Source organism: Streptomyces sp. NPDC056503 (genome assembly GCF_042794995.1).
Taxonomy (GTDB): Bacteria; Actinomycetota; Actinomycetes; order Streptomycetales; family Streptomycetaceae; genus Streptomyces.
In genome coordinates this window covers 23451-47439 of sequence record NZ_JBHTST010000052.1, presented here as the reverse complement: position 1 = coordinate 47439, position 23989 = coordinate 23451, and the positions used below count along the sequence as shown (strand labels likewise).

Here is a 23989-nt window from a genome sequence, read left to right as displayed (position 1 = left end):
GCCGAAGCTGCATTCCGGCCGGGGGCAGAGCGCTGTCGTGACGCCGACCGGGCCGGGCTCAGAAGCCTCGGGTCCGCTTCGCCGCGCTGCGGGCGGAGACGGCACCCGGGGCCCGCATGAAGAGGCGGGCCAGCTCGCCTCCCAGGTTCACCCCGATCGCGATCGCCAGGGCCAGGGCCGCCGCCTTCGCCAGCGAGGCGAAGCCCTGGTCCAGGTTGTTCTGGGCGATCGCCAGCACCCCGAAGTACGTCGCCGAACCGGGCAGCAGCGGCCCGATCGCCGCCGTCACGTACGGCAGCGAGGACGTGTGGTGGTAGCGGGCCATCAGCTGCCCGAAGAGACCCACCAGCCCGGCCGCGACGGCCGTCGCCATCACCGTCGACCCCTCCGCGGTCACCGCGATCGACGCGTAGACCACCCATGCCACCCCGCCGTTCAGCGTCGCGAAGAGCACCGTCGCTCGCGACTGCTGAAGGAGGATGGCGAAGGTCGCGCACAGCACCATCGACGACAGGATCTGCGTCACCGGCTGCTCGACCGGGCTCAGCGCCCCCTCGGGATTGAGCTGGGCGTCGAACTGCACCGCCACGTACAGCACCGACAGCACGCCCACCACGATCGCCACGAAGAAGTAGGCGACCTCCAGGAGCCGTGCCGAGGCCGTGATGTAGAAGCCGGTCAGGCCGTCCTGCACCGCCGCCACCAGCGCCCGCCCCGGGATCAGCGCGAACAGGCCACCCGTGATCACCGCCGAGGGCCGCAGATCCGCGTGGAGCAGCGTCAGCAGCACCCCCATCGCGGCCGGCGGCATCGCCGCCACCAGGAACTGGTAGAACTCCGGCAGCCCGCGCCCCGCGCACAGCCACGCCAGCCGGTCGCCCAGCACCGCGCCCAGCGCCGCCACGAAGAAGACCCACGGCCCGCCGCCCAGCAGCGTCGAGGCCGCGCCCGCGAGCACGCCCGCCGCCGCCGTCAGCACCCAGCCCGGGTACGGATGCCGGTTGCGCCGTATCTCCGCGAGACGCCGGTACGCCTCCTCGGGCGACACCTCGTGCGCCGGCGCGTTGATGTCCGCCAGAAGCTGGTAGACCGCCGCCAGCCGGGTGTAGTCGGTGCCCCGGCGGCGTACCGTCCGGTTCGCCGTCACCGGGTCGTCCACCAGCGACGGCTGGTACGTGATCGACAGCAGCGTGAAGGTCACCGTCGGCTCGCAGCGGTCCAGGCCGTACGACCGGCAGATCGCGAACATCGCCGCCTCGACGTCCTCCGCGCCCTCCCCGCCCGCGAGCAGCAGCTCGCCGATGCGGAGGGTCAGGTCGAGCACGCGCGGCACCGAGGGCCCCGTCTCGTCCTTCGCCGCGGGCTTCTCCGGCACCGGCCGGTCACCCACCGGCAGCCGCAGCATCGTCCGCATCCGGTCCTGCCAGGGAGCGTTGTGCGGCAGCCGCGCCAGGGGGACCCCGTACGCCGGCGTGAAGGCCGGCGGCGAGTCCTTCGACGAGTACGTCGAGGGCGTCGCGAACGCCGAGCCCTCGGGCTCGGCGTTCGACGGCTCGGCGGCCAGCCCCTCCGGCACCACGAACGCCGAGCCCTCCGGCTCCGGCGGTGGCTCCGGCAGCAGCCCCTCCGGCAGCGCGAACTCCGAGGTCGCCTCGTCCGACAGGGGCTTCCGGTCCTCCGGAGCCTCCTCGGGGCCCGCCGGCTCCGCCACCACGCTCTCTCCGCTCACACCCAGGGAATCTTGGATTCCAGTATGGGCGTCAAACGGACGTGCGAAACGTGGATGCGCGAAAGGCGGTACACCCCGAAGGGTGCACCGCCTTCCACGAGGTCCACGGGACCGGGCGTCAGTGAGCGCCCTGCTCCTTGGCGCGCGCGATCGACTTCTCGATCTCGGCCTCGGCCTCCTCGCGGCCGACCCAGTCGGCGCCCTCGACCGACTTGCCCGGCTCCAGGTCCTTGTAGACCTCGAAGAAGTGCTGGATCTCCAGGCGGTCGAACTCCGGCACGTGGTGGATGTCGCGCAGGTGCTCCATGCGCGGGTCCGTCGCCGGGACGCAGAGCAGCTTGTCGTCGCCGCCCGCCTCGTCCGTCATGCGGAACATGCCGATGGCACGGCACTTGATCACACAGCCCGGGAAGGTGGGCTCGTCGAGGATGACCAGCGCGTCCAGCGGGTCGCCGTCCTCGCCGAGGGTGTTCTCCACGTAGCCGTAGTCGGTCGGGTAGGCCGTCGACGTGAAGAGGCGACGGTCCAGACGGATGCGACCGGTCTCGTGGTCGACCTCGTACTTGTTCCGCGATCCCTTGGGGATCTCGATGAGAACGTCGAACTCCACGGGTGGCTCCTCCTGAATCAACACAAGTGAATGCTCGCGACGACGCGCGGTGATTAAGTGTCTCTCACGCAGGTACGTGATCGCGAAAGGGGCTGGTCAGCAATGCCGGAGCCGAGGGTGTGGCAGCTCACGGCGGGCTCCGCCGTGCTCGGTCTGGCTCTCGCCGCCGCGGCGGCGACCGCGGCCGGCCCATGGGACGGAGGCCAGCGTACGGCCGAGCGGGCCCGCGCCGCCGCCCCCGCGAGGGGTGGCGAGCATCACCCCGCCCCGGCCGCCGCCCCCGCCGCCCCGCGGGTCACCGAACCGGCTCCCGCGCCCAGCGCCCCCGGCGTCCTCACCGCCGTGTCCGGACCGGCCGCCCCCGGAGCCCGCCCCGCCGACCTCGCCCGCACCCTCGTCCCCCTCCTGGGCGACCCCGGCCTCGGCACCGCGCGCACCGCCTCCGTCGTCGACACCGCCACCGGACGGCAGCTGTACGGAGAAGGCGCCGGCACCCCCATGACGCCCGCCTCCACCGTCAAGATCGCCACCGCGGCCGCGGCCCTCTCCGCCCTCGGCCCCGATCACCGGATCACCACCACCGTCACCGCCGCCCCCGACGGCAGGACCGTCACCCTCACCGGCGGCGGCGACCCCACCCTCGACGAGGCCCGCCTCAAGGCCCTGGCCGGCGACACCGCCCGCGCCCTGGAGAAGCGCGGCCGCACCGCCGTACGCCTCGCCTACGACACCGGCCTGTACAAGGGGCCCGCCCTCCACCCCATCGGCCCCAACGAGAACCTCGCCCCCGTCACCGCCCTCATGACCCGCGCGGGCCGCCTCGACGGCAGCGCCCACGGACCCGCGCCCCGCTCCGGCGACCCCGCCCGCGACACCGCCACCGCCTTCGCCGCCCTCCTCGCCGACGCCGGCGTCAAGGTCACCGGCGCCCCCGCCCCCGGCCGCACCCCCCAGGGCGCCCCCCTCGCCCGTACGGACTCCGCCCCCCTCGCCGAACTCGTCGAGCGCACCCTCACCCACAGCGACAACGACCTCGCCGAGGCCCTCGCCCGCCAGACCGCCCTCGCCCACGGGCAGCCCGCCTCCTTCCGCGGCGCCGAGAAGGCCGTACGCGACGAACTCGCCCGCCTCGCCCTCCCCCTCAACGGCGCCCGCTTCGCCGACGGCAGCGGCCTCGACCGGAGCGACCGCGTCTCCGCCCTCCTCCTCACCACCCTCCTCACCCGCGCCGCCGACGCCGCCCACCCCGAACTGCGCCCCCTCCTCACCGGCCTCCCCGTCGGCGGCTTCACCGGCACCCTCGCCGGCCGCTACGGGCAGGCCCCCGCGGGCGCCGGCCTCGTCCGCGCCAAGACCGGCACCCTCACCGGCGTCAACACCCTCGCCGGCACCGTCGTCACCTCCGACGGACGCCTCCTCGCCTTCGCCTTCCTCGCCGGCAAGACCCCCTCCCCGGACCTGGCCCAGCCCGCCCTCGACCGCCTCTCCGCCGCCCTCACCGGCCAGAACTAGCCCCCGCCCCACCCGCAGGACCGGACCCGAAAGGGCCCCGAACCCGTACCGTTGACGCATGACGAGCATCGGTGGTGCAGGCACGTCCGGAATGGTCGACTGGAACCTCGCGGTCGCGACCGCGACCAGGCTGGTCCGCCCCGGCCCCGACGTCGGCCGCGACGAGGCCCGCGCCGTCGTCGCCGAACTCCGCCGCCACGCCAAGGCCGCCGAGGAACACGTCCGCGCCTACACCCGGATGCTCCCCGACGGCACGGACCCCCGGACCATCGCCGACACGCCCGTCCTCGTCGTCGACCGCACCGGCTGGATCAAGGCCAACGTCGCCGGCTTCCGCGAACTCCTCTCCCCGCTCCTCGGCAAGATGCAGGAGCGCCGCACCGCCGCCCCCGGCAGCGCCGTCCTCGGCGCCGTCGGCGGCAAGGTCACCGGCGTCGAGCTCGGCATGCTGCTCTCCTTCCTGGCCTCCCGCATCCTCGGCCAGTACGAGACCTTCGCCCCCGCCACCCGCGACCTCCCCGGCGCCCCCGAAGGCGGCGGACGCCTCCTCCTCGTCGCCCCCAACATCGTCCACGTCGAACGGGAACTCGGCGTCTCCCCGCACGACTTCCGCCTCTGGGTCTGCCTCCACGAGGAGACCCACCGCACCCAGTTCACCGCCGTCCCCTGGCTCCGCGACCACCTCCGGGGCGAGATCCAGTCATTCCTCGCCGCCACCGAGGTCGACCCCGGCACCTTCGTCGAACGCCTCCGCGAAGCCGCCCAGACCCTCGCCGGCGGCCGCCCCGAGGCCGAGGAGGGCGACCCCTCCCCCTCCCTCGTCGAACTCGTCCAGACCCCCGAGCAGCGCGAGATCCTCGGCCGCCTCACCGCCGTGATGTCCCTCCTCGAAGGCCACGCCGACTACGTCATGGACGGCGTCGGCCCCCAGGTCGTCCCCTCCGTCGCCGAGATCCGCGAGAAGTTCCAGGCCCGCCGCGCCCGCGGCGCCTCCCGCCTCGACCTCGCCCTCCGCAAGCTCCTGGGCCTCGACGCCAAGCTCCGCCAGTACCGCGACGGCGAGCGCTTCGTCCGCGCCGTCGTCGACCAGGTCGGCATGGACGGCTTCAACCGCGTCTGGACCTCCCCCAACACGCTCCCCACCAAGAGCGAGATCGCCGCCCCCGCCGACTGGATCGCGAGGGTGCACCGCAAGGCGGACTCCTGAGGCGGATGCGGCGGACGGCACCGGAACGCGACGGAACAACACGCCAATCACCCATCCGAGGGACCCTGGCCGTGGGGTGAGGCGTGCAATGCTCGGGTAAGGGCCACGTTTCTGTCACCATCGACGCACTCTGAGTGACCGAACACCCCATTCCGACCGTTAAGACTCCGACCGAGGCACCCCACCCCATTCACGAAGGGCACCGAACCATGGGTCCCCATCCTGCGGTCGCGGCGATACGCCTGGCGGTCCGCCGCGTACTCCACGACGTCCTCACCGAGCACCCCACCGACCCCGCCACCCCCCGCGACAGCCACCCCCTCGTGCTCGTCGCCTGCTCCGGCGGAGCCGACTCCATGGCGCTCGCCTCCGCCCTCGCCTTCGAGGCGCGCAAACTCCCCGTCCGCGCCGGCGGCATCACCGTCGACCACGGCCTCCAGGACGGCTCCTCCGGCCGCGCCGACGAAGTCGCCGACCGCATGACCGCCCTCGGCCTCGGCCCCGTCGAAGCCGTCGCCGTCACCGTCGGACGCGAAGGAGGACCCGAAGCCGCCGCCCGCGACGCCCGCTACGCGGCCCTCGACGCCGCCGCCGAGCGCCACGGAGCCGCCACGGTCCTCCTCGGACACACCCGCGACGACCAGGCCGAGACCGTCCTCCTCGGCCTCGCCCGGGGCTCCGGCATCCGCTCCCTCTCCGGCATGGCCGCCGTCTCCGGCGCCCGCGGACGCTACCGCCGCCCCTTCCTCCAGCTCGACCGCCAGACCGTCCGCAAGGCCTGCATCGCCCAGGAACTCGCCGTCTGGGACGACCCCCACAACAGCGATCCCGCCTACACCCGCTCCCGCCTCCGCCACGAAGGCCTCCCGGCCCTGGAGAAGGCCCTCGGCAAGGGCGTCGTCGAAGCCCTCGCCCGAACGGCCCAGCTCTCCCGCGACGACGCCGACGCCCTCGACACCTGGGCCGCCGACGCCGAGACCGCCGTACGCGACGAGGCGGGCGCCCTCGAATGCGCCAAGCTCTTCGGGCTGCCCCCCGCCGTACGCCGCCGCGTCCTGCGCCGCGCCGTCATCGCCGAGGGCGCCCCCGCCGGCTCCCTCTTCGCCCGCCACATCGAAGAACTCGACCGGCTCATCACCGGCTGGCGCGGTCAGGGCGCCATCAACCTGCCCGGCCGCGTCGAAGCCCGCCGTCAGGGTGGCAGACTGGTCATCCGGCAAGGCTGACGCACGCTGCAACGAAAGTGACCCGGGTGAACGAGAAGGACATGGGCACCGACCTCCAGTCGGTGCTCATCACCAAGCAAGAGATCGACGCCAAGCTGGCCGAGCTGGCCGCGAAGATCGACGCGGAATACGCGGGCAAGGACCTGCTCATCGTCGGAGTCCTCAAGGGCGCCGTGATGGTGATGGCGGACCTGGCACGCGCCCTGTCCACCCCCGTCACCATGGACTGGATGGCCGTCTCCTCCTACGGCGCCGGCACCCAGTCCTCGGGCGTCGTCCGCATCCTCAAGGACCTCGACACCGACATCAAGGGCAAGCACGTCCTGATCGTCGAGGACATCATCGACTCCGGCCTGACGCTGTCCTGGCTCCTGTCGAACCTCGGCTCGCGCGAGCCGGCCTCCCTGGAGGTCTGCACCCTGCTGCGCAAGCCGGAGGCCGCCAAGGTCGCCATCGACGTCAAGTGGATCGGCTTCGACATCCCCAACGAGTTCGTCGTCGGCTACGGCCTCGACTACGCCGAGAAGTACCGGAACCTCCCGTTCGTCGGCACGCTCGCCCCGCACGTCTACGGCGGCTGAGCGCGACCTCCTCGTACGGGGAACCCGCACCGCCTTCCCCCCGTTGAACCACGGGAAGGCGGTCGCGGGCGACGATGCTGAGGTACCGTCCGAAGAACAGCTTTTCCCACACCGTGTTTCTCGCACAGCTTTTCTCACACAGAGGCATTTACCTACGGGCAGGAGGGACGGGGCGAATCTCGCTCCGTATGGATGGACGTGAAGCGATACTTCCGTGGGCCGGTCATGTGGATCGTGCTGGCCGTCCTCGCCGTGGTCGTGCTGATGCAGGTCGTCGGCTCGTCCGAGGGCTACAAGACGGTGGACACCGGCAAGGTCGTCCAGGCGATCGACAAGAACCAGGTCAAGCAGGCAAAGATCACCACCGGCGACGAGCAGATCGTCAAGATCGAACTCGCCGGTGACGTCAAGATCGACGGCAGCAACAAGGTCCAGGCCAGCTACATCGGCACCCAGGGCGCCGACCTCGCCGACAAGCTGCAGGAGAAGTTCGAGGCCGGGCAGATCGAGAAGGGCTACACCGTCTCCCCGACGAAGCAGTCGCCCTTCGTCTCGATCCTGCTCTCGCTCCTCCCCTTCGTCCTCATCGTTGTCGTCTTCCTGTTCCTGATGAACCAGATGCAGGGCGGCGGCTCCCGCGTCATGCAGTTCGGCAAGTCCAAGGCGAAGCTCATCACCAAGGACACGCCGAAGACCACCTTCGCCGACGTCGCCGGCTCGGACGAGGCCGTCGAGGAGCTCCACGAGATCAAGGAGTTCCTCCAGGAGCCCGCGAAGTTCCAGGCCGTCGGCGCCAAGATCCCCAAGGGCGTCCTGCTCTACGGCCCGCCCGGAACCGGCAAGACGCTCCTCGCGCGCGCCGTCGCCGGCGAGGCCGGGGTGCCCTTCTACTCGATCTCCGGCTCCGACTTCGTCGAGATGTTCGTCGGCGTCGGCGCCAGCCGCGTCCGCGACCTCTTCGAGCAGGCCAAGGCGAACGCCCCGGCCATCGTCTTCGTCGACGAGATCGACGCGGTCGGCCGCCACCGCGGCGCCGGCCTCGGCGGCGGACACGACGAGCGCGAGCAGACGCTCAACCAGCTCCTCGTCGAGATGGACGGCTTCGACGTGAAGGGCGGCGTCATCCTGATCGCCGCCACCAACCGGCCCGACATCCTCGACCCCGCCCTCCTGCGCCCGGGCCGCTTCGACCGGCAGATCGCCGTCGACCGCCCCGACATGCTGGGCCGTCTGGAGATCCTCAAGGTCCACCAGAAGGGCAAGCCGGTCGCGCCGGACGTCGACCTCGGCGCCGTCGCCCGCCGCACCCCCGGTTTCACCGGTGCCGATCTCTCCAACGTCCTCAACGAGGCGGCGCTCCTCACCGCCCGTTCGGACCAGAAGCTGATCGACAACAAGGCGCTCGACGAGGCGATCGACCGCGTGGTCGCGGGCCCGCAGAAGCGGACCCGGATCATGTCGGACAAGGAGAAGAAGATCACCGCGTACCACGAGGGCGGCCACGCCCTGGTCGCGGCGGCCTCCCCGAACGCCGACCCCGTCCACAAGATCACCATCCTGTCCCGCGGCCGCGCCCTGGGCTACACGATGGTCCTCCCGGACGAGGACAAGTACTCCACCACGCGCAACGAGATGCTCGACCAGCTCGCGTACATGCTGGGCGGCCGCGCCGCGGAGGAGCTCGTCTTCCACGACCCGACCACCGGCGCCGCGAACGACATCGAGAAGGCCACGGCCACCGCCCGCGCGATGGTCACGCAGTACGGCATGACCGAGCGGCTCGGCGCCATCAAGTTCGGCGGCGACAACACCGAGCCCTTCCTCGGCCGCGAGATGTCCCACCAGCGCGACTACTCGGAAGAGGTCGCCGCGCTGGTCGACGAAGAGGTCAAGAAGCTCATCGAGACCGCGCACAACGAGGCGTGGGAGATCCTGGTCGAGAACCGCGACGTCCTCGACAACCTGGTCCTGGCCCTCCTGGAGAAGGAGACCCTGGGCAAGGAGGAGATCGCCGAGATCTTCGCCCCCATCGTCAAGCGGCCGGCCCGTCCGGCCTGGACCGGCTCGTCCCGCCGCACCCCGTCCACGCGTCCGCCGGTCCTCTCCCCCAAGGAGCTGGCCCTGACGAACAGCGCGAACGGCACGGCCTCGGTGGACACCACCAAGGGCATCGACATCGCCCCCGAGGACACCCCGGAGCCCTGAGCCCCGGACCCCCGGAATGGAAGCCGCGCCCCCACAGGTTCTAGCCTGTGGGGGCGCGGCTTTTTTCGCGCCCAGTCAGACCAGACGGAACGAGGCACAGATGACCGACCCGGTGACGCTGGACGGCGAAGGCACGATCGGCGAGTTCGACGAGAAGCGCGCCGAGAACGCCGTACGAGAGCTCCTCATCGCGGTCGGCGAGGACCCGGACCGCGAGGGTCTGCGGGAGACTCCGGCGCGCGTGGCACGGGCGTACAAGGAGATATTCGCCGGGCTGCGGCAGCAGCCCGAGGACGTGCTGACGACCACGTTCGACCTGGGCCACGACGAAATGGTGCTGGTCAAGGACATCGAGGTCTACTCGACCTGTGAGCACCACCTCGTCCCGTTCCACGGGGTGGCCCACGTGGGGTACATCCCGTCGACGACGGGCAAGATCACGGGTCTTTCGAAGCTGGCCCGGCTGGTCGACGTCTACGCCCGCCGCCCCCAGGTGCAGGAACGTCTCACCACGCAGGTAGCGGACTCGCTGATGGAGATCCTGGAGCCGCGCGGCGTCATCGTGGTCGTCGAGTGCGAGCACATGTGCATGTCGATGCGCGGCATCCGCAAGCCGGGAGCCAAGACCATCACCTCGGCGGTCCGGGGCCAGCTGCGCGACCCCGCGACCCGCGCCGAGGCGATGAGCCTCATCATGGCGCGCTGACGCGCTCCGACGGTGGTTTCAGGCCCGGGCTCCGCCCGGGCCTTCGTCGTCTTCCGGGAGTTTGCAGACGCGCTCCAGGAAGAGGGCGGCGGCGATGACGCCGAGGCCGGCGACGACCGCGGCGGCGGCGTAGAGGGCCTGGTCGCGGCGGGCGGGGACGTCGAGGGAGCCGAGGAGGAAGACGCCCACGCCGCCGTAGAGGCCGGCGACGAGGGCGGCGACCAGGGCGCTGGCCTGGCCGAAGACGACCGCGCGGGCGGCCATCAGGGGTTCGACGCCCTTGGCGCCGGGGCGGCGCTCGCGCTGGGCCTTGAGGCGGACCCGGATCGAGAGGGCGGTGGCGGTGAGGACCACCGCGATCACGGCCAGGACGATGGGCGCGGCGAGCGGCACGCTGGGGAGCGTGCCGACCGAGTCCCAGAGGCGGGCGCCGCCCCAGGAGAGGATGCCGGCGACCAGGAAGAGTCCGGCGAGCACCTTGAGCCGCAGTTGTTTCACCGGGTGTCCTTCACGTGGTCGCGGGTGGTCTGCCACGTAGCGTAACGACTACTCGGGGAGACGGAGTTCCAGATCGGTGCGGGGCGTCAGGCCGGCGCGGTCGACGGCGGCCAGGAGGGCGCCCACGGGGCCGTGGCCGGGGAGCTGGGCCTCCGGGTCCACATCGTGCCAGGGGGCCAGCACGAAGGCGCGCTGGTGGGCGCGGGGGTGGGGGAGGGTGAGCACGGGGTCGTCGGAGACCACGTCGGCGTACGTGATGATGTCGACGTCCAGCGTGCGGGCGCCCCAGCGCTCGTCCCGGACGCGGAGGAAGGCCTCCTCGACGGCCTGGGCGCGCTCCAGGAGGGAGGAGGGCGGGAGGGTCGTCTTCACGAGGGCGACGGCGTTGAGGTACGAGGGCTGGCTGCCCGGCTCGACGCCCCAGGGCTCGGTCTCGTAGACGGGGGAGACGGCCTTGACGCGGAGGCCGGGGGTGTCGCCGAGGGCGTCGACGGCTCCCTGGAGGTTCTCCAGGCGGTTGCCGAGGTTGGCGCCGAGGGCGAGGACCGCCCAGCGGGGGTTGGAGAGGGTGGTGTCGGCGGCGTCGACGGCGGCGACGACGGCGGCCGGTACGGGCTGGACGGTGGGGTCGCTCTGGGTCGGCTTCATCGTCGGCTCCGGGTGATCGTGATGGTGACGTCGTCGAAGGGGACGGTGATGGGGGCGTCCGGCTTGTGGACGACCACCTCGACCTCCTGTACGCCCGCGTGGCTGAGGCACTGCTGGGCGATGCGCTCGGCGAGCGTCTCGATCAGGTCCACGGGCTCGCCCTGGACGACGTCGACGACCTCCTCGGCGACGACGCCGTAGTGGACGGTCTTGGTGAGGTCGTCGTCGGCGGCCGCCGGGCGGGTGTCCAGGCCGAGGACCAGGTCCACGATGAAGGTCTGGCCCTCCTCGCGCTCCTTGGGGAAGACGCCGTGGTGACCTCGGGCCTTGAGGCCGCGCAGCGCGACACGATCCACGCGAATCACTCCTGCTGTCGTAGTTGCGGGGGAACGCAGCCGGGTGCGGACGGCCGGGTGTCCTGCATCGAATCTACCTGCGGGCACCGACAGCGCTTGCTGTCGGGGCCGTCAGGCGGAGTTTTCGGGGTGGTCGTCGGGGGCCCCGGGGGGTGTGTCGTCCTCGGGTCCGGCGATGACGGGGGAGGCGTGGTGCGACCAGATCCGCCAGCCTTCGGGGGTCCGGCGGAAGGCGTTGGTGGCCACGACGAGCTGTCCGACGAGGGGGCCGAGTTCGGCGCCGTCCTCGGCGGGGCCGCCGCTGAGGATGTTCTCGGTGCAGGTGACGAGGGCGGTGTCGCCCGCGAGGGAGATCCGTACGTCGGTGAGGAAGAACTGGATGTAGTCGGTGTGCGCCATGATCAGCGCGTACGAGCGGAGCACCTCGCCGCGGCCGGTGAGGACGGGCCAGCCGGGGTGGACGCAGGAGATGTCGGTGGCGCCGTCGTCGAGCCAGAGGTTTTCGAGGCGGTCGAAGTCGCCTTCCTCCATCGCGGTGTAGAAGGCGGTGTTGGCGGCCTCGACGGCGGTGCGGTCGGGGGCGCGTCCGGCTTCGTGGCCGCCGGTCACCGGGCTCCTTCGACGGCGCGGGCGACGCGTACGGCGTCGGCGGTGGCGCGGACCTCGTGGACGCGGACGGCCCAGGCGCCCTCGTGGGCGGCGAGGGCGGAGACGGCGGCGGTGGCGGCGTCGCGTTCGCGGGCGGGCGGTGGGGTGGCGCCGGGTTCGCGGGTGAGGACGTGGCCGAGGAAGCGCTTGCGCGAGGCGGCGACGAGGAGGGGGCGGCCCAGCGCGCGCAGCTCGGGGAGGTGGGCGACGAGGGCGAGGTCGTGGGGGGCGAGTTTGGCGAAGCCGAGGCCGGGGTCGATGACGATCCGCTCGGGGGCGACGCCGCCGTCGATGACGGCCTCCATCCGGGTGCGGAGTTCGGTGACGACCTCGGTGACGACGTCCTCGTAGACGGCGAGGCTGTTCATGTGGTCGCTGAAGCCGCGCCAGTGCATGACGACGAAGGGGACCTCGGCGGCGGCGACGGCGGGGATCATGCCGGGGTCGGCGAGGCCGCCGCTGACGTCGTTGACGAGGGTGGCGCCGGCCTGGACGGCGGCCGTGGCGACGGAGGCGCGCATGGTGTCGACGGAGACGGTGACGCCTTCGGCGGCGAGGCCGCGGACGACGGGGACGACCCGGCGGAGCTCCTCCTCCTCGTCGACGCGGGTGGCGCCGGGGCGGGTGGACTCGCCGCCGACGTCGACGAGGTCGGCGCCCTGGGCGACGAGGTCGAGGCCGTGCTTGACGGCGGCCGTGGTGTCGAACCAGCGGCCGCCGTCGGAGAAGGAGTCCGGGGTCACGTTGACCACGCCCATGACCGCGCAGCGGTCCCACTCGGGAAGGCCGAGGGGAGCGCCCCGGTCGATCGTCGTACTCATACGACCAGCGTAGGGCCCGGCGGGGCCGGGGGCGGTTTCAGGCCGCACTGGCCTCGTGTTCCCGGCTGGTGCGCGGGGGGACGACGTGGGGGCAGGGGCGGGGGGCCCGGAGGGGGCGGCGGCGGGCGAAGGGGCGGGGCAGGGAGAGGGTGAGGAAGCCTTCGGCCTGCATGGCGGCGAGTCCGATGCGGGGGAGGTCGCGGCCGGTGCGGTAGACGACGAAGCGGGGTTCCCAGCGGGGCTGGAACTTGGCGTTGAACTTGTAGAGGGACTCGATCTGGAACCAGCGGGAGAGGAAGAGGAGGAGGCCGCGCCAGAGGCGGAGGACGGGGCCGGCGCCGATGCGTTCGCCGCGGGCGAGGGTGGAGCGGAACATGGCGAAGTTGAGGGAGACGCGGCGGATGGCGAGGTCGGGGGCGGCCTGGAGGGCGGCGACGATGAGGAGTTCGTTCATGCCGGGGTCGGCGGAGCGGTCGCGGCGCATGAGCTCCAGGGACATGCCGTCGGCGCCCCAGGGCACGAAGTGGATCATGGCTTTGAGGTCGCCGTAGGGCCCGTCCGGGTGGTCGGGGTCGGCGAGGTGGGCGGTCGCTATGACGGCGTCGCCGTCGCCGGGGGCGCCGATGCGGCCGAGGGCCATGGAGAAGCCGCGTTCGGTGTCGGTGCCGCGCCAGTCGGCGGCGGCCTTGCGGACGAGGTCGAGTTCCTCGTCGGAGAGGTCGCGGACCCGGCGTACGCGGGTGGTATAGCCGCCGCGCTCGATGCGTTTGACCATCTGGCGGACGTTGCGCATGGCGCGGCCGGCGAGGGAGAAGGCGTCGACGTCGATGACGGCCTCGTCGCCGAGTTCGAGGGCGTCGAGGCCGGTCTCGCGGGTCCAGACCTGGCCGCCGGTCTCGGAGCAGCCCATGACGGCGGGGGTCCAGGAGTGGGCGCGGGCCTCGTCCATGAAGCGTTCGATGGCGCCGGGCCAGGCTTCGACGTCGCCGATGGGGTCGCCGCTGGCGAGCATGACGCCGGAGACGACGCGGTAGCAGACGGCGGCCTTGCCGCTGGGGGAGAAGACGACGCCCTTGTCGTGGCGGAGGGCGAAGTGGCCGAGGGAGTCGCGGCCGCCGTGGCGGTCGAGGAGGGCGCGGAGCCGGGTCTCGTCCTCGTCGGTGAGGCGGGCGGCGGGGTGTTCGGGGCGGAGGGCGAGGTAGAGGGTGGTCAGCGCGGTGAGGGTGCCGAGGGCGCCGAGGGAGTAGCCGACGGTCCAGTCGACGCCGTGGGTGTAGGCGACCGGGCCCTCGACGCCGAAGAGTCCGAGGAGGACGTGTTCGAGGCGGTCGGTGAGGCTGGGGTCGCCGACGACGCGGCGGGGGTGGGCGCTGACGACGACGAGGCCGAGGACGAGGGAGCCGGCGCCCATGACGACGAAGTTGGCGAGCGCGCGCCAGCGGCTGCGGGGGTCGGGGAGGGCGGCGAACTGGTCGCGGTGGCGCAGCAGCAGGGCGAGCAGGCCGAGGGAGAGCAGGGAGCCGATGACCGAGTGGCGCCAGACGAACTGGGCGGCGGCGCCGAGCGGCAGGAGGAGGACGACGGCCCGCCAGGCGCGGCGCTTGTGGCGCTTGAGGCCGTGGGCGACGACGAGCAGGAGGACGCCGGCGCAGAGGGACACGGCGGCGGAGAGGGGGCCGAGGGCGCCGGGGAGGACTTCGGCGAGGGCGTGGACGCGGCTGGCGCGGAACCGGGGGAAGACCCCGGCGGCGATGTCGAGGAGGCCGACGAGTGTGCAGGCCGTGCCGATGAGGGCGGGGACCCGTTCCGGGTGGGGGCCGCGGAGAACTCGGCGGACCCGAACCGGAACCGATGATGTTTTGTCCCCATCTACCGTGACAGACATCGCTTCCCGCGCTTCCCGTGCTTCCGTGGTCGTTTTCGGCCCTGTTCGGGGCGCTCCTTAGGACGGGGCTGCGCGGGGGCGGGTTCATTCGGGCACAGGAAATTCTCAGGAAGTCGTCGGGGCGTCCGGGAACTCGTACTCAGGAAGGTGCGGACGTCTGATGGGTCTCACGAGTGGCGCGGCGCTCGTCACGGCGGTGGCGGTGGCCGTCGCGCTGTTCTCGGTCACGGTGCTGCTGTGGCCGCGGCTGGCCCGTCGGGGCTGGCGGCCGGTGCTGGGCAGGGTGGGGCTGCTGTTCGCGACGCAGCTGGCGCTGTTCGCGGCGGTGGGGCTCGCGGCGAACCGTTCCTTCCTCTTCTACGGCTCCTGGGCGGATCTGTTCGGCCAGGAGCAGGAGATGGGGGTGGTCGTCGACCACGGCGCCGCCGCGAAGGACGTACGCGTGGTGGGGAAGCGGGCCGTGGACGTGCCGGGCGGGGCGCGGCCGTCGGTGGGCGGGCAGATCCAGGAGGTGGTGGTGAGGGGGGACCGGTCGGGGATCACCTCGCCCGCCTTCGTCTACTTGCCGCCGGAGTACTTCCAGGAGCGGTACGCGAAGCGGTCGTTCCCGGCGGCGGTGGTGCTGACGGGGTACCCGGGCACGGCGGAGAACCTGATCAAGGGGCTGAAGTACCCGAGGACGGCGTACCTCCAGGCGAAGGAGGGGCGGATGCAGCCGATGGTCCTGGTGATGCTGCGGCCGACGGTGGCGCCGCCGAGGGACACCGAGTGCGTGGACGTGCCGGGCGGCCCGAAGGCCGAGACCTTCTTCGCCGAGGACCTGCCGCGGGCGGTCTCGGAGACGTACCGGGTGGGGACGAAGCCGCGGAACTGGGGGTTCATGGGGAACTCGACGGGCGGCTACTGCGCGCTGAAGATCGCCCTGCACCATCCGGACCGGTTCACGGCCGGGGCGGGCTTCTCGGCGTACTACCGGGCGGCGGAGGACGTGACGACCGGTGACCTCTTCCACGGGGACCGGGGGCTGCGGCAGCGGGCCGACCTGCTGTGGAGTCTGGACCACCGGCCGCAGCCGGCGTCGTCGTTCCTGGTCACGACCTCGAAGTCCGGCGAGGGGAACCTGAAGGGGACCCGGGAGTTCATCCGGAAGGTGAAGAGCCCGGCGCGGGTCTCGTCGATCACGCTGGAGAGCGGTGGGCACAACTTCACCACCTGGAACCGGGAGATCCCGCCCGGTCTGGTGTGGATGAGCGGGAAGCTCCGGGCGGACTGACGTCCGGGCCGTCTCCCCCGGATCCCGCCGGGCGCCCGGCGGGACCCGGAGGAGACGGCCTAGTCGGTGGCGCGGCGCAGGGCGCGGTGGACCCCGGTGGGGGTGAGGGTGCCGAGCGGTCGGCCGTCCGTGTCGGTGACGGTCAGGTGCCCGGAGTCGTCCTGGAGGAGCAGGGCGAGGGCGTCCTTGAGGGTGCCGCCGAGGGGGACGGAGCGGGGTACGGGGACGGGGGCGCCGTCCGCACGCGCGCGCGTGGCGGGTGTCTTCGCGGGGCCGTCCGGCAGCGGGTCGAGGTCCTCGGCCGTGACGGGGGTGACGGCGAGCCGCTTGAGGGCGCGGTCGCCGCCGACGAAGTCGGCGACGTACGGCGTGGCGGGGGAGGCGAGGACGGTGGCCGGCGTGTCGAACTGCTCGATGCGGCCCTGTCCGTAGACGGCCATGCGGTCGCCCATCCGGACGGCCTCCTCGATGTCGTGGGTGACGAGGAGGACGGTCTTGCGGACGGTGGCCTGGAGGGCGAGGAACTCGTTCTGGAGCCGTTCGCGGACGACCGGGTCGACGGCGCCGAAGGGCTCGTCCATGAGGAGGACCGGCGGGTCGGCGGCGAGGGCGCGGGCCACGCCGACGCGCTGGCGCTGTCCGCCGGAGAGCTGGGCGGGGTAGCGGGGGCCGTGGACGGCGGGGTCGAGGCCGACGAGTTCGAGGAGTTCGGCGGCGCGCGCGCGTGCGGCGGCCTTCTTCCAGCCGAGCAGGGCGGGGACGGTCGCGGTGTTGTCGAGGACCGTGCGGTGGGGGAAGAGGCCGACCTGCTGGATGACGTAGCCGATCTTGCGGCGCAGGGCGACCGGGTCCACCCCGGAGACGTCCCGGCCGTCGACGAGGACGCGGCCGGCGGTCGGTTCGACCAGTCGGTTCACCATCATCATCGTGGTCGTCTTGCCGCAGCCCGAGGGGCCCACGAGCGTGACGAGCTCACCTTCGGCGACCTCGAAGGAGAGGTCGTCGACCGCGGTGGTGCCGTCCGGATAGCGTTTGGTCACCTGTTCGAACCGGATCATGGCCCCATTCTGTCCCCTCGTCATCCGGCCCGTGTGAAGGCGGTGTTGCGGCGACGTGGCGGAACGGCGGCGCGGGGTCGCGGACCGGCCGCGTTGTCGGTGGCGCGGGTTAGGGTCGCCAGACACACGTTCTAACGGCGGCGGCCTGGGGGAGGTCCGGATGAGCGCGCCGAACTGCCTGGTCGCCAACGACTGGATCTGCGGGGAGTACCTGCGCACCCGCCGGGAGGAGCTGACCGACGCGCTGGTCCAGCACATCGGCCTCACCACCGCCTCCGTGGCGATCGCGCTGCTCGTCGCCGTGCCGCTGGCCCTCCTCGTCAGGGCCCGGCCGCGCCTGGCCGCCCCGGTCCTCGGGCTGACCACCCTGCTCTACACGGTGCCGTCGCTCGCCATGTTCTCGCTGCTGCTGCCCGTCTTCGGGCTCTCCTCGGCGCTCGTCGTCACCGGCCTGGTGCTGTACGCGCTCACGATCCTGGTGCGGAACACGCTGGCAGGCCTCGAAGCCGTCCCCGCCGAGACCCGGGAGGCCGCCCGCGGCCTCGGCTTCGGCCCCTGGCGGCTGCTCTGCCGGGTCGAGCTGCCCCTCGCGCTGCCGGTCCTGATGGCCGGCGTCCGGATGGCCACCGTCTCCACCATCGCGCTCACCACCATCGGCTCGGTCGTCGGCCGCGGCGGCCTCGGCAACCTCATCGAGGACGCCCTGCCCACCTTCTTCAAGGCGCAGGTGCTCGCCGCCTCGGTGCTCTGCGTGCTGCTCGCCGTCGTCGCCGACCTGCTGCTCCTGGGGCTCCAGCGGCTGCTCACGCCCTGGGCCCGGGCCCAGGGCGCGCCGGGGGGTGGGTGAGGTGGGGGTCGTGACGGACGCGTGGACCTGGCTTACCACCGGTGCGCACTGGACCGGCGGGGAGGGCATAGGCGCGCGCCTCGCCGAGCACGCGTACGTGAGCGCGCTGGCGCTGCTGATCGCCGGCGCGGTCGCGCTGCCGCTCGGGCTGTGGCTCGGCCACCTCGGGCGCGGCGGCGCGCTGGCGGTCAACGTGTCGAACGTGGGGCGGGCGGTCCCGGTCTTCGCGGTCCTCGCCCTCTTCATGGTCTCCCCGCTGCGGAACGCGGGCTACGTGCCGACCGTGACCGCCCTGGTCCTCTTCGCGGTGCCGCCGCTGCTGACCAACGCGTACGTGGGGGTGCGCGAGGTCGACCGGGCGGCCGTCCGGGCGGCCCGGGGCATGGGGATGACGGGCGGCCAGGTCTTCCGGCGGGTCGAACTGCCGCTGGCGGCCCCCGTGGTGATGACCGGGATCCGCTCCGCCGCCGTCCAGGTGGTCGCCACCGCGACCATCGCCGCCATGGTCGGCCAGGGCGGCCTCGGCCGGATCATCACCGCCGGCTTCGCGCTCTACGACACCGCGCAGGTGGTCGCGGGCGCCGTCCTGGTGGCGCTGCTGGCGCTCGCGGTGGAGGGCCTGCTGGTCGGTCTGGACCGGCTCCTCGTGCCCAGGCCGCCCCGGCCGCCCAGGACTTGACGTATCTGCACACCGAGAGCGAAGGACTGATTCCGTGAAGAGGATCTCGCGCGCCACCGGCGCGCTGCTGGGTGCCGCCGCGCTGGCCGTCTCGCTCACCGCGTGCGGCGGCGACAGCCTGGAGCAGGGCAAGGAGAAGAGCTCCGGGGGCTCCGGCGGCGACAAGGGCTCGCTGGTGGTGGGCGCCGCCGCCTTCACCGAGTCGAAGGTGCTCGCCGAGCTGTACGCGCAGCTGCTGCGCGACGCGGGCTACTCGGTCTCGGTCACCACCGTGAAGAACCGGGAGCTGTACGAGCCCGCCCTGGAGAAGGGCGAGATCGACGTCGTACCGGAATACGCGGCGACGCTCGCGGAATTCCTCAACGCGAAGGTGAACGGCCCGAAGGCGCCCGAGGAGAAGCCGGTCGCCTCCGGTGACGCGAAGGCCACCGTGGAGGCGCTGCGGAAGCTCGCGGAGCCGCGCGGACTGAAGGTCCTGGAAGTCGGCGAGGCGGTCGACCAGAACGCCTTCGCGGTGTCCAGGGAATTCGCCGCGAAGAACAAGCTGAAGACCCTTTCGGATCTCGGCGCGGCGAAGCTCGGGGTGAAGATCGCGGCGGGTGACGAATGCGCGGTCCGCCCCTTCTGCGCCCCCGGTCTGAAGAAGACCTACGGGATCGACGTGACGGGCGTCGACCCCAAGGGCGTGGGCACCCCGCAGGCCAAGCAGGCCGTCAAGGACGGGGTGGACCAGCTGGTCCTGACGACCACCACGGACGCCACGGTGGACGCCTTCGGCCTGGTCTTCCTGGAGGACGACAAGCACCTGCAGAACGCCGACAACGTGCTGCCGGTGGTGAACGAGAAGGAGGCCGGGGCGCCCGAGGTCGCCACCGCGCTCGACAAGATCACCAAGGTGCTGACCACCGCGGATCTCGCCGAACTCAACCGCAAGGTCGACGCCGAGCGGGCGAAGCCGGAGGACGTCGCCGCCGCCTATCTGAAGGAGAAGGGGCTGGTCGGCAAGTAGTCGCCGGAGAGGGGAAGTCGGCCCGAAGCGGAAGCGGAACGAGGTCTCTCCGATTCCGTTGTCGAGAAGTGGCCAAATGATTGCCGGGCCGACCCCCCACGCCGTGCCTACGCACGGTAAATTTCAGGCCATGCCACGTGGACGCCACCGTCATTCCCCGCCTCTGCACAAGCTGATGCCGCCCTCCGCGGTCGCCGGCGCCGCGGTCGTCTGCGCCGCGGCGGCCTGGATCCCCGGGGAACTCGTGGTCGTGCGGCTGCTCGCCGCCGCGGCGGCGGCCGCCGCCGTCACCGGTGCCGTCCTCATGCGCGGCTGGGACCGCAGCGCCGGCCGGCAGGTCGCCGAGCTGACCCGCGCCCGCACCGCCGACCAGTGGAAGGCCGAGGAGCGCCTCGCGGAACTGGAAGCGGACCTGGAGGAGTCCCGCGCCCTGCGCATCCGCCTGGACGCCAAGCTCCGCGCCAAGCGCGTCGAACTGGCCGGGCTGCGCGGCGAGCACGCCGACCTGCTGCGCCGCTACGCCACCGCCGAGACCGAGCGCGCCAGCGCCCTGGAAGGCCGCCGCGTCCTGGCCCAGGCGAACGCCGAGGCCCCCAAGGAGCTGCCCGCCGCCGGGTCGACGCCCACCCCGGAGGCGTACCGCCGCGCCGCCAAGGCCCTGCGCGACCTGCCCCGCAACGCCGCCGCCCAGAAGGCCCGCCGCACCGCCGAGGCGGCCCGCGCCCGCGACCTCGCGGAGCGCGCCGCCGAGACGGAGGAGCCGCGCGGCCGCCACGCCGCCGAGCAGCACGCCCGCCCGGCGGGCCGGGAAGCCGCGGCGGACGAGGACGCTCCGGCCGGTCCCGCGGCGCTCGGGCCGGGCGCGGCCCCCGCGAAGGCCCTGGCCCCGGCGGCCGTTCCGGCGCAGGACCGGACCCCGGCGGTCCCGGCGGCCAGCGCGATCGTCCCGTACGCGGCCCGCCGCCCGGTCCAGCGCACCGAGGGCGGCTTCGACTTCTTCGGCACGCAGAACGGCACGCAGAACGCTCCGCAGGGCGGTCCGCAGAACGGCACGCAGAAGGCGGCCATCGAGGCCGTCCAGGACACCGACCTCGCCGACGTGGTGGGCGAGGAGGTCCTGGAGGAGGCCCGCACGGCCGCCGCCCGGCTCGCGGCCCCCGCTCTGACCACCGTCCCGGCCTCGGCCGCCACCACCGCCTCGGCCACCGCGGCCTCCGCCACCGGCCCGGCGCCCGTGCGGGGCACCGACGAGGCGGCGGACGAGCCCGTGGTGGTCCGGCCCTCCGCCGCCGGTCCGATCGGCCAGGTCATCGACCTGACCGCGCACGACGAGACCGAGCAGCTCGACCTCGCCGAGCTGCGCGGCGCCGTCAACCAGTGACCCGTACCGTCGGCCTCCTCCTCCCGGAGGAGGCGCGGGCCCGTCGCGACGAGCTGATCGCCCTGTGCGCCCAGGCCTTCGGCGGCGCCCCCTGGCACGAGCCGCCGCTCGGCGCCGTACGGACCGTGGACCGGCTGCTCGACTCCGCCGCCCGGCGTCCCGACTTCCGCGCCGAGGCCGCCCTCGGCCCCGACGGCGCGCTCCTCGGCCTCGCCGCCGGCTGGACCGACACCGTCCTCTCCGGCGAGGACCCCGCCTTCGAGCTCGCCGAACTCGTCGTCGCCCCCGCCCACCAGGGCCGAGGCCTCGGCCGCGCCCTCCACGACGCCCTCCTCGCGCGCGCCGGCGCCGGGACCGCGCTCCTGATGACCCTCGACGCTCCGGAGCTGACGGACCGGTACGCCCGCTGGGGGTGGACGGTCGCCGACCGCCGCCGCCCCGCCCGGGAGACCCGGGACTACGTGGTGATGCACCGCCCCTGAGCGGGGCTCACTTGTCGATGTCGCCGACGACGAAGAAGAACGACCCCAGGATCGCGACCATGTCCGCGACCAGCGTCCCCGGCAGCAGCTCCACCAGCGCCTGGATGTTGTTGTACGAGGCCGAGCGCAGCTTCAGCCGGTACGGGGTCTTCTCGCCCTTCGACACCAGGTAGTAGCCGTTCAGCCCGAGCGGGTTCTCCGTCCAGGCGTACGTGTGTCCCTCCGGCGCCTTCAGGACCTTCGGCAGCCGCTGGTTGACCGGCCCCTGAGGCAGCTCGGCGATCCGGTCGAGGCAGGCGTCGGCCAGCTCCAGGGCGTTGTGCGTCTGGTCGAGGAGGCACTCGAAGCGGGCCAGGCAGTCGCCCTCCTGGCGGACCACGACCCGCAGGGTGTCCTGGAGCTCCCCGTAGGCGAGGTAGGGCTCGTCGCGCCGCAGGTCGAAGTCGACGCCGGAGGCGCGGGCGATCGGACCGGAGACCCCGAAGGCGTGCACCGTCTCGGGGGCCAGGACGCCGACCCCGCGCGTGCGGGCCCGGAAGATCTCGTTGCCGAGGACCAGCCGGTCGTACACGTCCATCCGCGACCGCACGTCGGCGACCGCCTGCCGGGCCCGGCCGAGCCAGCCCGCCGGCAGGTCCTCCTTGAGGCCGCCGACCCGGTTGAACATGTAGTGCATCCGGCCGCCGGAGACCTCCTCCATCACCGTCTGGAGCTCCTCGCGCTCCCGGAAGGCGTGGAAGACGGGCGTGATCCCGCCCAGCTCCAGCGGGTAGGACCCCAGGAACATCAGATGGTTGAGGACCCGGTTCAGCTCCGCGAGCAGCGTCCGCAGCCAGACGGCCCGCTCCGGCACCTCCATGCCGAGCATCCGCTCGACGCCCATCACCACGCCGAGCTCGTTGGAGAAGGCGGAGAGCCAGTCGTGGCGGTTGGCCAGCATGACGATCTGGCGGTAGTCGCGCGCCTCGAAGAGCTTCTCGGCGCCCCGGTGCATGTAGCCGACGACCGGCTCGGCGTGCCGGATCACCTCGCCGTCGAGCACGAGCCGCAGCCGGAGCACGCCGTGCGTGGAGGGGTGCTGCGGGCCGATGTTCAGCACCATGTCGGTGCTCTCCGCCGCGCCGCCGATGCCCACCGTGGTCTCCGTCATGCCGGACAGTATCCCCCGCCGCGCGGCCCGCCGACGGGCGAGCCCCCAGCCTGTGGACGACCACCCGCCACGGACCCTGTGGACGGACTACCGCCCGCCCGGCCTCCGGCCCTGTGGACGGACAACCGCCCACCCCGCCCCGTGCCCGTGGACGGGAAACACCGCCTGCCCGGCCCCGGGCCTGTGGACGGGCGACCACCCGTCCCGCCCCGTGCCTGTGGACGGAACACCGCCCACCCTGCGCCGTGCCTGTGGACGGGCAACCACCCGCCCGACCCCCGGGCCTGTGAACGGACTACAGCACGCCCGGCCCCCGGGCCTGTGGACAGACAACCGCACGCCCGGCCCCCGGCCCCGTGGACGGAACACCGCCCAACCGGCCCCCGTGCCCGTGGACGGAACACCGCACGCCCGGCCCCGGCCCCGTGGACGGACGACCGCCCCCGGAGCCCCGAGAAGCCCCGTCAGACCCGCTGGCTCAGCCACAGGAAGTCGCCCAGACCTCCGCGCGCCGTCAGTTCGGCCGCCTCCCCGGCGCCGGCGAGCGCCCGCACGTACGCCGCCGGATCGGTCGAGGCGAGCGCGAGCGGCGGTCGGCCGCCGGAGACCCCGAGCCGGCGCAGCGCCTCCCGCTGGGTCGTCAGCTCCGCCGGCACGCGCGCGTGGACCGCCGCCGCGCAGGCGTCCAGGGCCACATGGGACGTGAGGTCGCCGGTGCCGTCCGGGACCGGCGCGACCTCGCGGCCCGCCCGGAAGCCGGTCAGCGTGCCGAAGGGCGGCCGGGAGCCCCGTACGTGCCCGTAGTCCACGGCCACCGCCGTCCCCGCCGCCAGCGAGCCGACCGCCGCCGCCCACGCCTCGTCCCGGGGCCGGCCGATCTCCGCCCGCTCGCCCGGTTCCGCCGGCGGCCACCAGCGGGCCAGCCACTCCGCGTCCGGGCCCGTGACCGGGGCGCCGAGCCGCTCCGCTCCGTCGGCGCGTACCTCCACGTACCGGACCGTGCCGTCCTCGCCCACCTCGGCGACGTCCACCGGCACGTTGTCCAGCCACTCGTTCGCGAAGAGCAGGCCGCGCGCGCCCTCCGGGGGCCGGCCGGTCCACTCCACGCGCGGGTCGAGCCCGTCCGGCCGGGCGGCCCGCTCGACCGCGTACGCCCGCACCCGCAGCCCCGCCGGGACCACCGCGAGCACCCCGGTCACCAGCTCGCCCCGGCCCGCGCCCACGTCCACGAGAGCGACCTCGTCGGTGCCCAGCTCCTCCGCCGTCGCGACCAGCAGCCGGGCCACCGCCGCCGCGAAGAGCGGCGAGGCGTGCACCGAGGTGCGGAAGTGGCCCGCGGGGCCCTCGGGGCGCAGGAAGAACCCCCCGGGGCCGTACAGCGCCCGCTCGGTGGCCTCCCGCCAGCCCGTCCACTCCCGCACGCCCTCCGGCGGCCGTCCCGTCCCGTCCGTCACGTCATCCGTCACGCGCCCCAGTCT

23 protein-coding genes are annotated in these 23989 nt (G+C 73.2%); 12 read left to right on the top strand and 11 right to left on the bottom strand.

The window, feature by feature from the left end:
• Nucleotides 1–58: 58 nt before the first annotated feature.
• Nucleotides 59–1714: a threonine/serine exporter ThrE family protein gene (locus ACFQ8C_RS17900; RefSeq protein ID WP_383458140.1), complete on the bottom strand. Its 1656-nt coding sequence runs from the start codon at nucleotides 1712–1714 to the stop codon at nucleotides 59–61.
• 133 nt (nucleotides 1715–1847) lie between these two features.
• Nucleotides 1848–2339, bottom strand: a complete 492-nt coding sequence (locus ACFQ8C_RS17895; protein ID WP_376602461.1) for an inorganic diphosphatase — start codon at nucleotides 2337–2339, stop codon at nucleotides 1848–1850.
• Between the two features lie 102 nt (nucleotides 2340–2441).
• Between ACFQ8C_RS17895 and dacB the strand changes: the two genes are divergently transcribed.
• From dacB to folE, 6 genes are all read left to right on the top strand, one after another.
• Nucleotides 2442–3851, top strand: coding sequence for a D-alanyl-D-alanine carboxypeptidase/D-alanyl-D-alanine-endopeptidase (gene dacB, locus ACFQ8C_RS17890; protein ID WP_383458132.1), 1410 nt, complete (start codon nucleotides 2442–2444; stop codon nucleotides 3849–3851).
• A 58-nt stretch (nucleotides 3852–3909) separates the two neighbouring features.
• Nucleotides 3910–5058 carry a zinc-dependent metalloprotease gene (locus ACFQ8C_RS17885; protein ID WP_383458129.1) on the top strand — a complete coding sequence of 383 codons (1149 nt, stop codon included), beginning with the start codon at nucleotides 3910–3912 and terminating at the stop codon, nucleotides 5056–5058.
• 209 nt (nucleotides 5059–5267) lie between these two features.
• Nucleotides 5268–6284 carry a tRNA lysidine(34) synthetase TilS gene (gene tilS, locus ACFQ8C_RS17880; RefSeq protein ID WP_383458127.1) on the top strand — a complete coding sequence of 339 codons (1017 nt, stop codon included), beginning with the start codon at nucleotides 5268–5270 and terminating at the stop codon, nucleotides 6282–6284.
• Nucleotides 6285–6325: 41 nt separating this feature from the next.
• Complete coding sequence (gene hpt, locus ACFQ8C_RS17875; protein ID WP_043226634.1) at nucleotides 6326–6865, top strand: hypoxanthine phosphoribosyltransferase; 540 nt, start codon at nucleotides 6326–6328, stop codon at nucleotides 6863–6865.
• A gap of 192 nt (nucleotides 6866–7057) precedes the next feature.
• Nucleotides 7058–9070, top strand: a complete 2013-nt coding sequence (ftsH, locus tag ACFQ8C_RS17870; protein ID WP_383458124.1) for an ATP-dependent zinc metalloprotease FtsH — start codon at nucleotides 7058–7060, stop codon at nucleotides 9068–9070.
• A 100-nt stretch (nucleotides 9071–9170) separates the two neighbouring features.
• A complete protein-coding gene (gene folE, locus ACFQ8C_RS17865; RefSeq protein ID WP_383458121.1) occupies nucleotides 9171–9776 on the top strand; it encodes a GTP cyclohydrolase I FolE in 606 nt (201 codons plus the stop codon).
• An 18-nt stretch (nucleotides 9777–9794) separates the two neighbouring features.
• On the opposite strand, the gene ACFQ8C_RS17860 is transcribed toward folE, so the two are convergent.
• From ACFQ8C_RS17860 to ACFQ8C_RS17835, 6 genes are all read right to left on the bottom strand, one after another.
• Nucleotides 9795–10274 carry a DUF3180 domain-containing protein gene (locus ACFQ8C_RS17860; protein ID WP_351110565.1) on the bottom strand — a complete coding sequence of 160 codons (480 nt, stop codon included), beginning with the start codon at nucleotides 10272–10274 and terminating at the stop codon, nucleotides 9795–9797.
• A gap of 48 nt (nucleotides 10275–10322) precedes the next feature.
• Entirely contained in the window at nucleotides 10323–10922 is a 600-nt protein-coding gene (gene folK, locus ACFQ8C_RS17855; RefSeq protein WP_383458119.1) for a 2-amino-4-hydroxy-6-hydroxymethyldihydropteridine diphosphokinase, read from the bottom strand.
• On the bottom strand, nucleotides 10919–11278 hold the full coding sequence (gene folB / locus ACFQ8C_RS17850; protein WP_015034453.1) for a dihydroneopterin aldolase: 360 nt from the start codon (nucleotides 11276–11278) through the stop codon (nucleotides 10919–10921). Before folB ends, folK begins: the two co-directional genes overlap by 4 nt.
• Nucleotides 11279–11389: 111 nt before the next feature.
• Nucleotides 11390–11809, bottom strand: coding sequence for a nuclear transport factor 2 family protein (locus ACFQ8C_RS17845; protein WP_383458138.1), 420 nt, complete (start codon nucleotides 11807–11809; stop codon nucleotides 11390–11392).
• Nucleotides 11810–11883: 74 nt separating this feature from the next.
• Complete coding sequence (gene folP / locus ACFQ8C_RS17840) at nucleotides 11884–12747, bottom strand: dihydropteroate synthase (protein WP_383458116.1); 864 nt, start codon at nucleotides 12745–12747, stop codon at nucleotides 11884–11886.
• A gap of 37 nt (nucleotides 12748–12784) precedes the next feature.
• Complete coding sequence (locus tag ACFQ8C_RS17835) at nucleotides 12785–14632, bottom strand: phosphatidylglycerol lysyltransferase domain-containing protein (RefSeq protein WP_383458113.1); 1848 nt, start codon at nucleotides 14630–14632, stop codon at nucleotides 12785–12787.
• A 160-nt stretch (nucleotides 14633–14792) separates the two neighbouring features.
• Here ACFQ8C_RS17835 and ACFQ8C_RS17830 point away from each other — a divergent pair, with 160 nt between their 5' ends.
• Nucleotides 14793–15905 carry an alpha/beta hydrolase gene (locus tag ACFQ8C_RS17830; RefSeq protein ID WP_383458111.1) on the top strand — a complete coding sequence of 371 codons (1113 nt, stop codon included), beginning with the start codon at nucleotides 14793–14795 and terminating at the stop codon, nucleotides 15903–15905.
• 59 nt (nucleotides 15906–15964) lie between these two features.
• Here ACFQ8C_RS17830 and ACFQ8C_RS17825 read toward each other — a convergent pair whose 3' ends face one another.
• Nucleotides 15965–16963, bottom strand: coding sequence for an ABC transporter ATP-binding protein (locus tag ACFQ8C_RS17825; protein WP_383458108.1), 999 nt, complete (start codon nucleotides 16961–16963; stop codon nucleotides 15965–15967).
• Nucleotides 16964–17123: 160 nt separating this feature from the next.
• Here ACFQ8C_RS17825 and ACFQ8C_RS17820 point away from each other — a divergent pair, with 160 nt between their 5' ends.
• The 5 genes from ACFQ8C_RS17820 to ACFQ8C_RS17800 all read left to right on the top strand — a co-directional run bounded on the left by ACFQ8C_RS17820 (nucleotide 17124) and on the right by ACFQ8C_RS17800 (nucleotide 21361).
• Nucleotides 17124–17810 carry an ABC transporter permease gene (locus tag ACFQ8C_RS17820; RefSeq protein ID WP_383458105.1) on the top strand — a complete coding sequence of 229 codons (687 nt, stop codon included), beginning with the start codon at nucleotides 17124–17126 and terminating at the stop codon, nucleotides 17808–17810.
• A 1-nt stretch (nucleotide 17811) separates the two neighbouring features.
• A complete protein-coding gene (locus tag ACFQ8C_RS17815) occupies nucleotides 17812–18489 on the top strand; it encodes an ABC transporter permease (protein WP_383458103.1) in 678 nt (225 codons plus the stop codon).
• Between the two features lie 34 nt (nucleotides 18490–18523).
• Nucleotides 18524–19498 (top strand): ABC transporter substrate-binding protein, encoded by a 975-nt coding sequence (locus ACFQ8C_RS17810; RefSeq protein ID WP_383458100.1) that lies wholly within the window; start codon nucleotides 18524–18526, stop codon nucleotides 19496–19498.
• Between the two features lie 130 nt (nucleotides 19499–19628).
• A complete protein-coding gene (locus ACFQ8C_RS17805) occupies nucleotides 19629–20879 on the top strand; it encodes a hypothetical protein (RefSeq protein WP_383458099.1) in 1251 nt (416 codons plus the stop codon).
• Nucleotides 20876–21361, top strand: a complete 486-nt coding sequence (locus tag ACFQ8C_RS17800; RefSeq protein WP_383458098.1) for a GNAT family N-acetyltransferase — start codon at nucleotides 20876–20878, stop codon at nucleotides 21359–21361. Before ACFQ8C_RS17805 ends, ACFQ8C_RS17800 begins: the two co-directional genes overlap by 4 nt.
• Before the next feature lie 7 nt (nucleotides 21362–21368).
• Here ACFQ8C_RS17800 and ACFQ8C_RS17795 read toward each other — a convergent pair whose 3' ends face one another.
• A complete protein-coding gene (locus ACFQ8C_RS17795; protein ID WP_383458096.1) occupies nucleotides 21369–22511 on the bottom strand; it encodes an NADH-quinone oxidoreductase subunit D in 1143 nt (380 codons plus the stop codon).
• A gap of 464 nt (nucleotides 22512–22975) precedes the next feature.
• The gene (locus tag ACFQ8C_RS17790; RefSeq protein WP_383458093.1) at nucleotides 22976–23977 is read right to left on the bottom strand and encodes an SAM-dependent methyltransferase; all 1002 of its coding nucleotides are present in this window, start codon (nucleotides 23975–23977) and stop codon (nucleotides 22976–22978) included.
• Nucleotides 23978–23989 lie beyond the last annotated feature (12 nt).

What these genes read in the sequence shown, in the direction of transcription:
- dacB (WP_383458132.1), top strand. Translation starts at nt 2,442, where the DNA reads ATGCCGGAGCCGAGGGTGTGGCAGCTCACGGCGGGCTCCGCCGTGCTC.
- ACFQ8C_RS17885 (WP_383458129.1), top strand. Translation starts at nt 3,910, where the DNA reads ATGACGAGCATCGGTGGTGCAGGCACGTCCGGAATGGTCGACTGGAAC.
- tilS (WP_383458127.1), top strand. Translation starts at nt 5,268, where the DNA reads ATGGGTCCCCATCCTGCGGTCGCGGCGATACGCCTGGCGGTCCGCCGC.
- hpt (WP_043226634.1), top strand. Translation starts at nt 6,326, where the DNA reads ATGGGCACCGACCTCCAGTCGGTGCTCATCACCAAGCAAGAGATCGAC.
- ftsH (WP_383458124.1), top strand. Translation starts at nt 7,058, where the DNA reads ATGGACGTGAAGCGATACTTCCGTGGGCCGGTCATGTGGATCGTGCTG.
- folE (WP_383458121.1), top strand. Translation starts at nt 9,171, where the DNA reads ATGACCGACCCGGTGACGCTGGACGGCGAAGGCACGATCGGCGAGTTC.
- folK (WP_383458119.1), bottom strand. Translation starts at nt 10,922, where the DNA reads ATGAAGCCGACCCAGAGCGACCCCACCGTCCAGCCCGTACCGGCCGCC.
- ACFQ8C_RS17845 (WP_383458138.1), bottom strand. Translation starts at nt 11,809, where the DNA reads ATGGAGGAAGGCGACTTCGACCGCCTCGAAAACCTCTGGCTCGACGAC.
- folP (WP_383458116.1), bottom strand. Translation starts at nt 12,747, where the DNA reads ATGAGTACGACGATCGACCGGGGCGCTCCCCTCGGCCTTCCCGAGTGG.
- ACFQ8C_RS17835 (WP_383458113.1), bottom strand. Translation starts at nt 14,632, where the DNA reads ATGTCTGTCACGGTAGATGGGGACAAAACATCATCGGTTCCGGTTCGG.
- ACFQ8C_RS17830 (WP_383458111.1), top strand. Translation starts at nt 14,793, where the DNA reads ATGGGTCTCACGAGTGGCGCGGCGCTCGTCACGGCGGTGGCGGTGGCC.
- ACFQ8C_RS17825 (WP_383458108.1), bottom strand. Translation starts at nt 16,963, where the DNA reads ATGATCCGGTTCGAACAGGTGACCAAACGCTATCCGGACGGCACCACC.
- ACFQ8C_RS17820 (WP_383458105.1), top strand. Translation starts at nt 17,124, where the DNA reads ATGAGCGCGCCGAACTGCCTGGTCGCCAACGACTGGATCTGCGGGGAG.
- ACFQ8C_RS17805 (WP_383458099.1), top strand. Translation starts at nt 19,629, where the DNA reads ATGCCACGTGGACGCCACCGTCATTCCCCGCCTCTGCACAAGCTGATG.
- ACFQ8C_RS17795 (WP_383458096.1), bottom strand. Translation starts at nt 22,511, where the DNA reads ATGACGGAGACCACGGTGGGCATCGGCGGCGCGGCGGAGAGCACCGAC.